Source organism: Halomarina ordinaria (genome assembly GCF_030553305.1).
In the GTDB taxonomy this organism is placed as follows: domain Archaea; phylum Halobacteriota; class Halobacteria; order Halobacteriales; family Haloarculaceae; genus Halomarina; species Halomarina ordinaria.
In genome coordinates, this window is the sequence record NZ_JARRAH010000002.1 from 62,076 (window position 1) to 75,964 (window position 13,889).

The window sequence follows — 13,889 nt, forward strand, 5'->3', positions numbered from 1 at the left end:
ACGACTCGCGATATCCTGCAGCAGCCACACCGTCAACGTCCGACAATCCCTTGACAGCGCACCAATCATCGGTCGAACGGGAAGCACGGGTGCTTCCGTTCGTGATCGAACCGGAAGTGGGTCTGTTCGGGATGCGCGTACCGCCAAACCCGTTCTGGTTCAGTCGTTGCGTACGTACGGGACGGACCGCTGAGAGGGGTTTCGAATAGAGAGACGCGGATGGAACCGTACGGATGCTCGGTGGTAACACTTAACGCGATATGGCTCCACTGGGGGAGCCAATATGACGTTAGCGACGGTTCGGAGATATCACCCGACTCGGACCCCTCCCTCGAAGGAGGCGGCGGTCGTGGTAGGGGGAAGTATGGCCGGTCTCCTCACTGCCCGGGTCCTCGCGGACAGTTTGCGGGAGGTAACCGTGATCGAGCGGGACCCAATTCCCCCCGAACCGATCACTCGCCGGGGCGTCCCCCAGGGCAGGCACGTCCACCTGTTGCTCGAGTCAGGGCGCGCTACCCTCGACGATCTGTTTCCGGGATTCGGCGAGGAGCTCGCGAGGGAAGGCGGGGTGATACTCGACGGCTCGCGCGACGTGATGCACTACCAGGAGGGCGACTATCTCGTCGACGGGACTCGACAGTTCCCGTTGTATTTCGCCACCCGACCACTCTTCGAACACGTAGTTCGGCGACGCGTGGCCGACCTCGACGCGGTCACGTTCCGGTCGCGGTGCCAGTGGACCGATTACCTCGTGGATGGATCCGCCACGACCGTGACGGGAGTCACCGTCGACGCAGCGGAGGGCGGCTCGGAGGAATTGGATGCCGATCTGGTCGTCGATGCGACCGGTCGGACGTCCCGGACGCCGACGTGGCTACAGACGCACGACTACGACCCGCCGCAAACCGACGAAGTTCGCGTCGATATGGCCTACAGTACGGCGTACATCGAACGGCCCGCCAACGACCGAAAGATGGTCCTGGCGGCCCCATCACCCGAACTCGGTCGTGGCGGATCGACGTTTCCGGTCGAAGACGGTGGACGGCTCGTGACCCTGTTCGGACTGCACGGCGATCATCCGCCGACGGACGAGGACGGACTGATCGAGTTCGCGTCGTCCCTCCCCGTCCAGCGATTCGAACGGCTTCTCGATACGCGGACGTGGCTCTCCGAGGATATCGCACACTACCCGTTCCCGACCAGCATCCGCCGGCGCTACGAGGGCCTGGAGCGGTTTCCGGAGGGGTTACTCGTCGTCGGTGACGCCCTCGCCAGTTTCAATCCGATCTACGGTCAGGGGATGTCGGTCGCGGCCCTGGAGGCGCTGGTTCTGCATCGCACACTCGCGGACGGGAGCCGCGAGGATCTTGGGCTGCGCTTTTTCGACCGTGTCGAAGACATCGTCGACATCGCCTGGACGTTGTCCGTCGGCGGGGACTTCGTGTTCCCGCAAACCGAGGGCCCGAAGCCTCTCGGTACCGATCTGACCAACAGGTATATATCCCGCCTGTTGCGTGGGTCCCACGACGACCAAGTGCTCCGGGAGGCGTTCGTCGAAGTGCTCATGATGGAGCGGCCCCCGACGACACTGTTCTCCCCTCACATCCTCTGGCGCGTCCTCAGGTCGAACACGTGAGCGGGAATGCAACCACGTTCCGCGTACGCTTCGCCGTGTCACAGTGGACCGATAGAATGTCGAGTCAACAGGGTTGGTTCGGTGAATACAGATTCCGTGTTCAGCCCGGATGTATCGACGACTACCGTAGAGGCCAGTGAAGGCAGGGAGCTCGGCTTCGTGAGAGACCTAGATGCCACCCGAACGCTGACAATCGTGCCATCCTCGCTAACGTTGTCTCGTGCACACTGATAGCGAAATCGACGTGGCGACCCTATTTAACTAGAAGGTTTAATACTTGGCGAGTCATACACTTAACTAGATGGTTGAACAACAGCCGGACGACCTGGATCTCGACGCGATTTTCCACGCGCTGGCCCACCCGGTCCGCCGGGGTCTCCTCGAACAGCTCGCTAACGATTCCAAGAGCGTTAGTGAGCTAGCCGACCCCTACGATGTCTCGTTGGCTGCCGTCTCGAAGCACCTTCGCGTGCTCGAGGACGCGGGCCTGCTCGATGTCGAGGCGGACGGGCGGGTTCGACGCTGTCATCTCGACGCTGCGCCGCTGAGCGAGGCGTTCGGGTGGCTCACCCGGTACCGCGTCCTCTGGGACGACCGGCTGACGGCGCTGGCCGACCATCTGGAGGACGAAGACCAATGACAGACACCGACCCAGACGACGGAGTACCGTCCGAGGAGTCCACGACGACTGAGGAACGGAGCGTGACCGTCGATCGCGTGATCGCGGCCTCCCCCGAGCGAGTCTACGAGGCGTTCGTCGATCCCGACGAACTCGCCGCATGGCTCTCGCCGGAAGGCTTCTCCTGTGAAATCCACGAGTTCGACGCCACAGAAGGAGGAACCTTCCGCATATCGTTCAACGCCGAGGTCGAGGAACTAGAACCGCTTGCCCACACCTTCCACGGGACGTACGAAGAACTGGTTCCGGGAGAGCGGATCGTCTATACAGAGACGTTCGAATCCGATGACCCGGGAATGACCGGAGACATGACAACTACAGTTACCTTGGACGCGGTTCCCGAGGGGACCAAGGTCACCGCTCGCCAGACAGGGATTCCCGATGCCATTCCGCCGGAGGACGCCGATGAGGGCTGGACCGACTCCCTCGGAAACCTCGCGGACATCGTCGAGAACGCGTAGCCATAATCGAAACCGACGTCACGCGTCTGGCGATTCGATGGGCGACTACGCCGTCACAGGAGCGTTCCTCGGCCCCGAGGAGGACGTGGGCAGTGCCGTTCTCAAGACGGTCGAAGACGAGAAGCAAATCTCCGGGGGGAGTGGGGCCTATCGCGGAGGTGCCCGAGGTGCCCGTCGGGGAGGTGGAGGCCCACAGACGCGTCGTCGTTGCACCACCGTGACCTCCCGAAGCTCACCGATGCAGGTGTCGTCGAGTTTGATCATACGATGAGCGACGAGCGATAGTCGATATTGACTGACGACGGGGACTGTATTTCGCTGCCGTAGGAGGCGGTGCATCATGACCGATGCTGCAGAGTAGGCACTGAGAGGAGCAGACTGATACAGGCACAACGACTCGACCCGCTGGTCCCCAGCCTCGAGGCCGGTCGTGTGACGGTTCACGAACGTGTCGTATGTGGAGGAACAATTTGCCGGTACTAAGGACCGCTGGTTACGGTCTTCTGGGAGTTCCGTTCGTCGTAAGAATCGCTCAGAAGCGATAACTGCTCTACTTCCGATTACAGTGGACAATCCGTCCGTCCACGACACAGGCAGAAATCCCACGAACGAAGACGTACATCATCGTTCACACGGTAGTGGTGGCGGGGCGCGTGATATCAATGAACACAGTCGAACGATGGAAACAGGAGAAACATCCCCTCGATGTCATCGAAGACGTCTACGAGTACGCCGAGGGAGGGCTCTCTTTCGAGGAGATCGAAGACCGGGCCGGCGACGGCGAATGGGAGCGTCTGAAGTGGGCCGGCATGTACGCCCACGGTCGCCAGGACGACTACTTCATGCTTCGGACGAAGGTGCCCGGAGGACACCTTACTCCCGAGCAGACCGAGGTCATCGGCGAAGTGGCCGACGAGTACGCCACCGCGCCCGAGCAGTACGGCGGTGCAGAACAGAACGCTATCTGGGGGGACGCCTTCCTCGACATCACGACGCGCCAGGACATCCAGATGCACTGGATCGAGGTCGAGGACATGCCTGATATCTGGGAGCGCTACGACCAGGTCGACCTTACGACCGTCCAAGGCTGTGGTGACAGTGCACGCAACGTTCTCGGCTGTCCAGCCGCGGGACTCGACGAGCACGAGTGCTTCGACGCCCAACCCGTCGTCGACGCTGTCTCCGAGTTCTTCACCGAGAACCGGGAGTACGCGAACCTCCCGCGGAAGTTCAAGATGACCGTCACCGGCTGCCGGGAGGACTGTGCTCAGTCGCAGATCAACGACGTCGGGCTCGTACCGGCTCGTAAGACGGTCGACGGTGAGGATATCTACGGTTTCCACGCGCGCGTCGGCGGTGGACTCTCGGATGGGCCTCGCATGGCATCGAACCTAGACGTGTTCGTCCGCCCCGAAGACACCGTCGAGTTCTGCCGTGCGGTCGCCCAGACGTTCAAGGAACTCGGCGACCGCCACAACCGTGGAGTCTGTCGGATGCGCTATCTCGTCCAGCAGATGGGGCCACAGAAGTTCGAGACGGCGGTTCGCGACCGCTGTGACGTCGATCTGGTTGAGCGCGGGCGCGACCTCACGCGAGGATACCGTGGTGACCACATCGGCATCCACGAACAACGCGAGGACGGTCTCTACTACGTCGGATTCAACGTCGTCGCTGGTCGCATGGGTGGTGATGAGTTCACCGAGGCGGCCAGGGCCGCCCGTGAGCACGGAACCGCCGACACCTCGATCCGGCTCGCCACGGACCAGAATTTCCTCATCACCCACGTTCCAGAGGACGACCTCCCCGCCCTGCTGAACGAACCGTTCGCGCGCACCTACGAACACGACCCGGGGCCGTTCGCCCGCGGTGCGGTCGGCTGTACTGGCTCGGAGTTCTGCAACTACGGCATCATCGAGACGAAAAAGCGCGTCTACCGCTGGGCCCGCGCCCTGGACCGTGGCATCGACGTGCCCGCCGACCTCGACGTGGTCCGGATGCACATGTCTGGGTGTTCGGCCTCCTGTGCTCAACCGCAGATCGCCGATATCGGTTTCCGTGGTGAGACCGTCAAAATCGACGATCCCGAGGGGACGACGAACGAGGAGGGCGACAACATCGTCGAGGGGATGGACCTCGGTCTGGGCGGTAGTCTCGGTCCGGACAACGAGTTCCTCGATTGGGTCGAACACGCCGTCCCGGCCCGCGCCGTCGTTCCCGCTCTCCAGCAGTTGTTCGACGTCTTCGCCGAGGAACGCGAGGCGGGCGAGCGCTTCTACGAGTGGACGCGACGAGTCAACAACGACCGGTTGCGGACGGTCATGCAACGAGCCGACGCGAACGTCTCCGGAGGTGTCCCCCATGGGGACTGACGAGACCAGCCACGGTCCCCTGCCTGGCGTGCCCGACGACGGCAGTTCCACCGGCGGTGACGCCTGCGGCTGTCCCGACGAGCGAGGATGCGGCTGTGAAAACCCAGCCGCAGCCGCCGATGGGGGCGTCCGTCCCAGCAACGTCGACAGTGAGGGCAATCTCACGGCGCTGACGTTCACGACGCCCACCGAGGAGAAGAGCCAGGACGTCTCCGAGGGGCATCCGAACCGGCGCGTGCAGGTGCCCGAGGGCGTGGACCTCGACACGCCCGGCTACTCGATTCGTCGCGAGATGAACGACATCGAAGAACCCGATGACAAGACGTGGTTCATGGAGCTCGACGCGGCGGTAATCGACGCGGACCGCTGCATCCAGTGTGGCACCTGTGTCGCCGCCTGCCCATCCGACTCCATCGGCATCGGCGAGGACGGCCTGCCCGAACTGGTCAAGATGTGTACAGGCTGTTCGCTCTGTTGGGACTTCTGCCCGCGCGGGGGGCTTCGCTACGAGCGCCAGTGGAAGATAACCGGCGGTGAGGACAACGTCACGGGCGCCGGTGATCCCATCACGGAGTTTTCCGCGAAGGTCGACGAGGAATGGCGCGAGAACGCCCAGGACGGCGGCCTCGTGACGAGCGTCCTCCTCCACTTACTGGAGGCAGGGAAGATCGACGGCGCGCTCATCGCCACCGAGAGCGAAGACGAACCCTGGAAGGCCGAGAGTCTGCTCGCGACCACGCCCAGAGAGCTCGTCGAGAACGCGGGCAGCTTCTACAATCAGACGATGGCGCTGGGTTCCCTCGACGTCGACCAGTGGCGCGAGAAACTCCCCGAGAAGGACCCCGAAGAGCTCTCGTTGGCACTCGTCGGGACGCCCTGTGAGATCGAGGGCATCCGCGCGCTGCAGGATTTCGAGTGGGACTACGCCAGCCAGGAGGAGGGCGTCAGGGCCATCGACTACACCATCGCCCTGATGTGTACGAAGAACTTCAACTACCATCGTCTCATCGGCGACCAGCTTCAGGAGAAACGTGGTATCGACCCCGAAAGCATCGGTAAGATGGACGTCCTGCACGGCAACATGATCGTCTACGATAGGGAGGGAGAGACGGTTCTCAAGGAGGACATCGAGGAGTTCCACGGCGCGGCACTGAAAGGCTGCAACGAATGTGCGGACTTTACCGGCTACTGTGCGGACCTGACGGTCGGCTCGGTCGGCTCGAGTGACGAGTACTCGAGCGTCATCGTCCGCACCGAACGGGGACTAGAGGCGTGGGAACTCACCGAACCCGACCTCGACTACCACGATCTGGAGGACCGCTCGGCCATCGGCGGCCTCCAGTCGTGGGACAAAAAGAAGGCCTTCGAATCCCTCCAGCGACCGTTCGACCCGGACGCGCCACGGTTCATCGAGTATACTGTTCACGCCGAGAGGTACGGGACCGAACTGAATCCACACGAGGCAGATCACTGACGCCTGCATCCCGGTCCCGATACTTAGCTGAGGAGCAGCTTCACCGTATCAGAACCGAAGGCGCTGGGACTCCTTCCTCAGGCAGGGTCGCGAAGCCCTGAGCAGAGGGGTACGGTCCCCCATTCGATAGGTTGCGACGAGGTACCACCCCTAGATGTCCGTCTCTATTTCGTCCGGCATCTCACGGTTTTCCGGGCGCGTCGACGGTACACAGACCGTCACGGCAGATTGTCGCTTCCCGTAACGGGACGAGATTGGGTTGGTGAGTTGTTCGGGACATCGGTGTCTCTGGACTTGACGATTGGGGTGCTACTCGCAAGCTAATACAATCGAGTGTGTGACGCCGAACGGCGCAGGGCGCGCCTGCGAGCGTGTCGGGGCGTGAGGTTCCATGACTGGTTCAGACACATTCGATAATAGGGCACCCGATCACGAGCGGCTCGAAACCGAACTCCTCGCACAGGACCGGGATGCGGCCCGCCTCCGAACCGCCCGTGCCCCTCGCGGGCTAACATGCATGTGCCCTGGACGCCAGCATTGAGCGCGTTTTCGGTTGCGCCCCTCGCGGGCTTTCGCGTTCCAGCGCTTTGGGCCGTTCCGCGCGGCTTATCTCCGAGTCGGTGGTACTACTACGTGCTGGTCACCTCGCTGGCTCGTTCGGCCGACGAGGGCAGCGACCGGCACCGCTGGAGGTGGACACTCATGCTGGAATACTCCGCCGTCCGATGCGCCGAGTGTGGACACGTGTACAGTGCTCGAAAGCAGGACGGGCGATTCATCCTCTCGACGAGAGATGGGCAGTGTTCCTGTGGAGGGACAGCCTTCGAAGCGGTTGCAGGGGAGGTACGTGGAGACTGACGACAGCCTCCATCCCTCTTCCTGTGCGCGATACACACGCTCTGTAACCAGTCGGGCGGTGGTGTTAATTTTCGAGTATTTCAACAGGGCTAGGGGTTATCGATCGGGGGTTTCTGCTCGCAGCCACGAAACTACGACCCTCGTCTGTCGCACCACCGTAGTCGCCATCGAGGTGAGGGATAGAGCCTGTCTGTTTCTCGGAACACGGGTAATCGGCCGAGACGTCACATCCCCGCCTCCTGCCTGATTTTACTAATGTGGGGCCTTGTTAAGACGCAGAGATACCGGTTGGTTCGTTCGGTAAGACTACGAATCATTCATTTACTCAATCTCCGAGTTAGCATTCCGTTTGAATGAACTCGACAGACATGTCTCTCAATACTCGGATAATCAGTCGTTGATGATAACAACCGGCTGGAGTCCATCTCGTATTAAATGGTCCCGCACTCTGTGACCCATTTTTAGATTCAACCTCTACTTCAACGTTGTAGGCCCCTGTTTCAACAATATTCGAATCACCACCGCGGGAATGCTGTGTCGGGAAAATCCGATACCGACTTTCGTATTCGACTTCGGCAGAAGAAAAAAAGCCGTCAGGAGAAGTAACTGTTGTCTCTACCCATACTTCTTCGTCTCGCTCATTTGCCCACTCGATGTCGGCATACCCGGTCGAAAGCACGGACATTATTGTATAAACGCCTGCACCACCGACGACTCCTCCTCCAACTGAAAACAAGAGCTCTCTGCGCGTAGGCATACGTAAGGAAGAATGAACCGAAGAATCTACATATTTCTTCTGGTCTCTCTATCTAATCGTCATTAGCGAGCAATCTCGACATTTCTCACAGCCGCTTTCAGAACGAGTTCACGGAATTGTCCAAACCACGTTCGAGCACGGAGAGTGCCGCCATACCGCTGCTTGAGTGCAAAGAAAACGGCCTCAACAATTGACCGCCGATGATAGATATCATCGTCATGGCGGGCGTTGTGAGCCGTATCAAGTGGAGAGAACTCCCGGTGTTTGATCACTGGCCGAACGTCGGCCTCCCGAAGTTCTTCACGCAGATCGTCCCAGTCATACCCTTTGTCAGCGGTAACGGTCTGTAGTCGGTTGAGATTCCGCGTGAGTACCTGCCGCCCGACTTGTGTGTCGTGTGGTTGCTTCATCGAACAGTGAATATCCAATACGGTACTGGTTTCACAGTCTACCAATGCTATTGTCTTGACCGATCTGAAGGTATAGTCTGTCCGGTTGGCATAGTGACGGCTGGCCGAGTGGCGGTCGAAGCCAGTTGCGTCGATAGCCTGCACGTCTCCGGCATTACGAAGATCAGCAGAGAGTCGAAGAAGGGTTCGCCAGATTCCCATCTTGAGATGCTGCTTCCGTGCGCAGACACTGGTGAAGTCCGGTAGTTCGCTGGGTTCAAGATTCATTTTCTTGACGACCCCGTGCATCTCGTGGAGAACATCGAGAAGCCGTCGATATGGAAGATCAAGGTATTCACGGAGACCGTGGATGACAACGATAACCCAATCAGCGTAGCCGCCATCACCCTTCTTGACCGCTGGTGCAGGATTGCCAGGGACAGCACGTTTCGATAGTGTTACGAGGCGATCTGTGAAGCGCGAGAGACGAGTGGGCACACAAACCGGGTCTGTTTCAGCGGCCAGTTAGTTCATCGGAGTAAGGCAGTCTCGACAGCGGCTAAACAAGGCCCTAATGTGGTATCTCATTGCGACCAATCGACTCTTCCGTCCCGTTTTTGTAGCTCCTGAAGCAGACGGAGCGCTCACATCCCGACCAGCTCCTCGAGTTCCGTGAGCAACGCCCCGCGATCACCGGCATGGACCGTGACGACGGGGACTGGCGAGACGCGCACGACCTTTTCGGCAACGCTGCCCAACAGATACCGTTCGAACCCGGTCTTTCCACGGGTCCCCATCACAATCATGTCAATGTCGTTCTCGACGACGTAAGCGATGATTGCGACTGCCGGATCGCCCCATCGAACTTCGCGAGTGACGTCGATCCCCCGGTTGACAGCACGTTCAGCGATCGCCTTCGTCGCGCTGTCGCCATCTCCTTCGAGTGCTTCTCGAACCCGTTCCCGAGTACCTTCAGGAATCGATGCATAGGCCGTTTCGTCGACCACGTACAACACGTGAACCGTGGCCTCACAGAGCTCCGCGAGCGACAACGCGTGTTCCGTTACGCGCTTCATCCCGCCACTACCATCGGTCGGAACGAGGATGTCGTTGTACATAAGAACGGTATAGACATACAGAGCTAATAATCTCGGTGGCGCAGCCAGAATACCTCCCTATCCAAGCAGACGAATCGGGAGAGTATCCTCCAGCTTCTCACGTCGACGTATCGATTGTCGGGTTCGATACTCTCTCTTAGGCTCTCTTCGAACTCGTCCTCACCGTCGCCATCGTCTCCTTCCGAAACCGTCATCGATACGACGACGTGTCGCGCCCGCGCCACCAGGTGGTACGATCGTCAGAACCGCGAGCGAACGTCGTGAGTGAACGGACCAAGGAGACCCGAAGGGATGATCGAGTTACCAGCCAGCAGACGAGCTAGAGCGGAAGGGTAGGAGGGCCTCTCGTCGAATACGCGTGGGCCACCATTCTTTGCCATTAATTCCTTCAATTTTTGAGAGCAAACAAAGAGTTTATTTCGAACGGTGTCGTATGATACGAACGAGGAGGTGCGAAGGCTGCCGTCTCGCATCCCACGAGACCATGCTGCCCGGCGGACCCGACGGACGGCGTTCCAACCCGTCTGGCGCATGGCACACCGGTCACCCACCCTACCACCCTTCCGCCTCCTTTCTCGGTCCACTTCACGCGCCTGATACCGTGCGTACCGTGGGGGCCAGTCGTTCGATTGGGTGAAGAGCGATGGACGGGATGGCACGGTTGGCCATCTCCCGACGAATACGTTGGCTCCTGGTAGCCACTGTCGATGTTAAAAAGCCAGGTGGGCCGGGGAACGGTGGTCTCCGCGTGACATCGTGGGGACGCCCTCTGACAGCGTGTTGGCCCGGCGTTAACGGCTAGTCGTTACCAGCGTGGCCTCACGTAGCAACGTTCCCTTTCGGGAATCCTGCAACCCGTTCATCGAACTACATTTACTTCACTGTTACGGTCATAGAAAATATCCGGGTCATCAACAGTACAATTTTATATGACTGGTATCGGGCGATGATTGAGACTTCGCACATGTCTCCGTTGAGGCAGCCCACCAAAAACAGCGTGAGGTCGTGGATACGCCACCTCGGCCGACACTAAGGGAGAAATCGTCAGCCTCCACTGGAACGGTTTGCATCGCAGGGTGCGGTTCGACGCGTTCTGGACGGTCGACAGCTGGGACGACACGAGGATGTAGCGGGTGAGGAATCCAGAACAGCCAGTGCGACGACTGATCGGTTCGTCACCCGAATCCGGCGATTCGTCGGAGAGGACTCGGAGTGATAGTGTGATAGTTCCCGTCAGAGAAACTCGCGTCAAGCCTCGACACTGAATGCCCTTCTCCGATCGTCGCCGCAAGCAACCCGCCTCGATTAGTCGGTCGGGTCGACAGTCGCGTCGATCGCGGGGAGGTCACCGCGTTGCTCGGCCCGCATCACCCCCGCGACGAACCGCCGGAGCTGGTCGGACAGCTCCGAGCGCGTGCCGTAGTCGGTGAGTGCGACTTCGTACTCGTAGGGGACGGCATCGAGTGTCGCACTCGCGACGCCGTGTTCGCGAAACACCTGAAAGCGCGCTGGTGGTCGAGTGGGTTCGCCCTCGCCATGCCCGAGATCGAACCCCGAGAGGACGGCTCCGATCTCGATATCGACACCGTCACGAACGCCCGCTTTCGGGAGGACAAACACGACTGCGTTCTCTATGCGCTCCGGGAGGAGGGGAAGTCGAGCGCGAGGGAGCTCGGCGAAACGCTCGGCCGAAGTGAGAACGGACTGCACTACCACCTCGACCGATTGGTGGACGCCGGGCTCGTCGTCAATCGCCGACAGTCCGTTCCGGGCCGCGACGGGTTGTACTCGTACTACGAACTGACCGGCCTTGGGGCGGACCTCATCGACGCCGAGCGAACGGCGTTCGGAGCGTATTGACCGGTCGATTCCTCCTCGTGTGACCCCCACTGCCGTCAGGTTAGCTCCGCCGAAGCGTTCGCGACGGTCCACGTCCCCCGGAACAGTACACTGTGAGGGGTGCGAGGGGTACCCCCCTCGTTTCCGACGTTAGTGTCTGTTGAGTAGAACAACATATTTAGGTATCGATAATATTCGATACCCCCCTCGTTTCCGACGTTACAAGGACGAAGTCAGACGAGCGAGAGAAGCCTCGAAACGACATCACGGGATCATCGATAACCGATCGGGTTAGCACATCGTAGCGGTACGTCTCAATCAGCGAGCACCCTACTGAGACTTCGGAAACACGACAAGGTATCGGACATCTGTATCTACCACCCCCACCCCACGTTTCCGACGTTAGCAGCGAGAGGTCAGGGGGACATATCCTGAATACACTGGTTCGGCTTTATCTAGATATCTACATTAATACTAGGGGTTTATGCATGTTGTACGCTAACGGATTCCGTAGTGCGCTTCGCCTAGTTAGGTGAAGCGGTAAGTCGCTTCACTTACAGTTGCTAACAGAGTCGAAGCTATTCACCGTGGTACGGTCGTCTCTGGGGGTCTCTCGGTAGTTCACCCAAGTGGTAATCAAGGGAACCTCTGTTTCAAATGGAACGGATGGCTACCGTCGTGTGCGCTAACGTCGGAAACGAGGGGGGTGTGGGGGGCGGGTGGAGAGAGGACCTTCGCCGAACACTATCAAACCTGTAGGTATGCTACTAACGTCGGAAACGTGGGGTGTCTGACGTGTGTCAGACTGCTTTGATACGTAACCAAGCTGTTCAGAGCGAGGTTTCTGTCGGATAATCACAGACCGACGACGCGTGACCGTGCATGCCATCGTCGAAACACGTCCGCGAGAGCCGAAACAGCCCTGAAACGTCGGAAAGAAGGGTCACCGTGACTTGAACGCCTCCGCCGAAAATACACCCCCTGAACCGACTCGTCGGTGTTTACGTCGGAAATGTGGTGCCGCGCTAGTCCATAGACTTATGTGAGTCTCCTTCGCACGTGGAGACAGAATGGCCGAAGATCCACTCGACCCTGAGAAACTCTTCTCCGTCCAGGACAAGATCTTCGCCAACCGGAACCTCCTCGAGACGAGTCACGTCCCGGAACCCGACCGCATCGTCGGTCGAGATAGAGAGATCACGACGCTCGCTGGTCACCTCGAGGACGCCCTTCTCGGATCGAGCCCCGAGAACGTCATCGTCTATGGGAAGACGGGGACCGGGAAGTCACTGGTTTCACGGTGGGTCTCGCAACGTATCGAAGAGAACGCCCCGGAGGAGGTCCGCATCGCGACGACCCGGATCGACTGTTCACAGGACACGACCGAAACCCAGGTCGCTTCATCGCTCGCACGAACGTTCAACGACATTGGTGAGACGGAGACGAACGTCCCACTCACCGGTCTCAGCGCGTCGAACTACTGGAAACTCCTCTGGGAGGTACTTGACCAGCGTTACGACGTCGCCATCGTCATCCTGGACGAGGCTGATTTGATGGCGACCGACAATCCGTTGATGCGTCTTTCGCGTGCGCGTGAGAACGGGGACACGAACACGCGAATCGGAGTGGTCGCCGTCTCGAACAAACTGCAGTATCCGAACCGACTCGACGAGCGAATCGTCAGCTCCCTCCGCGCGAAGGAACTTCCGTTCCCGCCGTACGATGCTGACCAATTGACGGAAATTCTCGAGCGCCGTCGTGAGGCGTTTCGAGATGACGTTCTCTCTGAGGACGTCATTCCCCTGTGTTCCGCGTTCGCCGCCCAAGAACATGGCGACGCCCGGAAAGCGATCGATATTCTTCGCCACGCGGGGAAACTCGCGCACAAAGAAGAGGCTGACCAGGTCGTCGAACGTCACGTCCGGGAGGCCCGGCGACTGGCCGAACGCGACCGCTTCATGGAGACGACGCGGACGGCGACCACACAGGCGAAAGCCGGTCTGCTCGCACTAGCTGTCCTCTCGCTCGAACACGACCAGTCCGTGTTCACTACCTCCGACATCTACGACCGGTACTTCGCGATCGCACACGAAATCGACCTCGACGCGTTGTCGATGCGTCGCTTCCGTGATATTCTCAAAGAGCAGGCCTTCCTCGGCCTCCTCGAATCAGAGAAAGAGAACGACGGGAAGGGAGGCGGAATCCACATCGACCATCGCCTTATGGACGACCCACAACTCGTGTACGAGACGCTCATGGACGACGAACGACTCGCTGAGTGTTCCTTTGATTTCTAGTCTCTCTGTTTT

General features: G+C 59.8%; 11 protein-coding genes and 1 pseudogene. 8 read left to right on the plus strand and 4 right to left on the minus strand.

Annotated features, from left to right (window positions below):
* The first annotated feature begins 364 nt into the window (after window positions 1–364).
* From P1Y20_RS15200 to P1Y20_RS18900, 6 genes and pseudogenes are all read left to right on the plus strand, one after another.
* Complete coding sequence (locus P1Y20_RS15200; protein WP_304449555.1) at window positions 365–1,636, plus strand: NAD(P)/FAD-dependent oxidoreductase; 1,272 nt, start codon at window positions 365–367, stop codon at window positions 1,634–1,636.
* A gap of 301 nt (window positions 1,637–1,937) precedes the next feature.
* Window positions 1,938–2,276, plus strand: coding sequence for an ArsR/SmtB family transcription factor (locus P1Y20_RS15205; protein ID WP_304449556.1), 339 nt, complete (start codon window positions 1,938–1,940; stop codon window positions 2,274–2,276).
* Window positions 2,273–2,776 carry an SRPBCC domain-containing protein gene (locus tag P1Y20_RS15210; RefSeq protein WP_304449557.1) on the plus strand — a complete coding sequence of 168 codons (504 nt, stop codon included), beginning with the start codon at window positions 2,273–2,275 and terminating at the stop codon, window positions 2,774–2,776. The genes P1Y20_RS15205 and P1Y20_RS15210 overlap by 4 nt, the downstream gene beginning before the upstream one ends.
* Window positions 2,777–3,438: 662 nt before the next feature.
* On the plus strand, window positions 3,439–5,145 hold the full coding sequence (locus P1Y20_RS15215; protein WP_304449558.1) for a nitrite/sulfite reductase: 1,707 nt from the start codon (window positions 3,439–3,441) through the stop codon (window positions 5,143–5,145).
* Window positions 5,135–6,619, plus strand: coding sequence for a Coenzyme F420 hydrogenase/dehydrogenase, beta subunit C-terminal domain (locus tag P1Y20_RS15220; protein ID WP_304449559.1), 1,485 nt, complete (start codon window positions 5,135–5,137; stop codon window positions 6,617–6,619). The genes P1Y20_RS15215 and P1Y20_RS15220 overlap by 11 nt, the downstream gene beginning before the upstream one ends.
* 391 nt (window positions 6,620–7,010) lie before the next feature.
* Window positions 7,011–7,112, plus strand: a pseudogene (locus tag P1Y20_RS18900) (DUF8069 family protein); the annotation flags it as partial.
* Window positions 7,113–7,814: 702 nt separating this feature from the next.
* Here P1Y20_RS18900 and P1Y20_RS15225 read toward each other — a convergent pair.
* The 4 genes from P1Y20_RS15225 to P1Y20_RS18860 all read right to left on the minus strand — a co-directional run bounded on the left by P1Y20_RS15225 (window position 7,815) and on the right by P1Y20_RS18860 (window position 11,361).
* The gene (locus tag P1Y20_RS15225) at window positions 7,815–8,234 is read right to left on the minus strand and encodes a hypothetical protein (protein ID WP_304449560.1); all 420 of its coding nucleotides are present in this window, start codon (window positions 8,232–8,234) and stop codon (window positions 7,815–7,817) included.
* Between the two features lie 62 nt (window positions 8,235–8,296).
* Window positions 8,297–9,121 carry an IS5 family transposase gene (locus P1Y20_RS15230; RefSeq protein ID WP_304449561.1) on the minus strand — a complete coding sequence of 275 codons (825 nt, stop codon included), beginning with the start codon at window positions 9,119–9,121 and terminating at the stop codon, window positions 8,297–8,299.
* A 146-nt stretch (window positions 9,122–9,267) separates the two neighbouring features.
* Window positions 9,268–9,741, minus strand: a complete 474-nt coding sequence (locus P1Y20_RS15235) for a universal stress protein (protein WP_304449562.1) — start codon at window positions 9,739–9,741, stop codon at window positions 9,268–9,270.
* Window positions 9,742–11,046: 1,305 nt separating this feature from the next.
* A complete protein-coding gene (locus tag P1Y20_RS18860; RefSeq protein WP_438359933.1) occupies window positions 11,047–11,361 on the minus strand; it encodes a DUF7509 family protein in 315 nt (104 codons plus the stop codon).
* Between P1Y20_RS18860 and P1Y20_RS15245 the strand changes: the two genes are divergently transcribed.
* Window positions 11,278–11,601 carry a helix-turn-helix domain-containing protein gene (locus tag P1Y20_RS15245; protein ID WP_304449564.1) on the plus strand — a complete coding sequence of 108 codons (324 nt, stop codon included), beginning with the start codon at window positions 11,278–11,280 and terminating at the stop codon, window positions 11,599–11,601. The genes P1Y20_RS18860 and P1Y20_RS15245 overlap by 84 nt on opposite strands.
* A gap of 1,049 nt (window positions 11,602–12,650) precedes the next feature.
* Window positions 12,651–13,877, plus strand: coding sequence for an orc1/cdc6 family replication initiation protein (locus tag P1Y20_RS15250; protein ID WP_304449565.1), 1,227 nt, complete (start codon window positions 12,651–12,653; stop codon window positions 13,875–13,877).
* The last annotated feature ends 12 nt before the right edge of the window (window positions 13,878–13,889 follow it).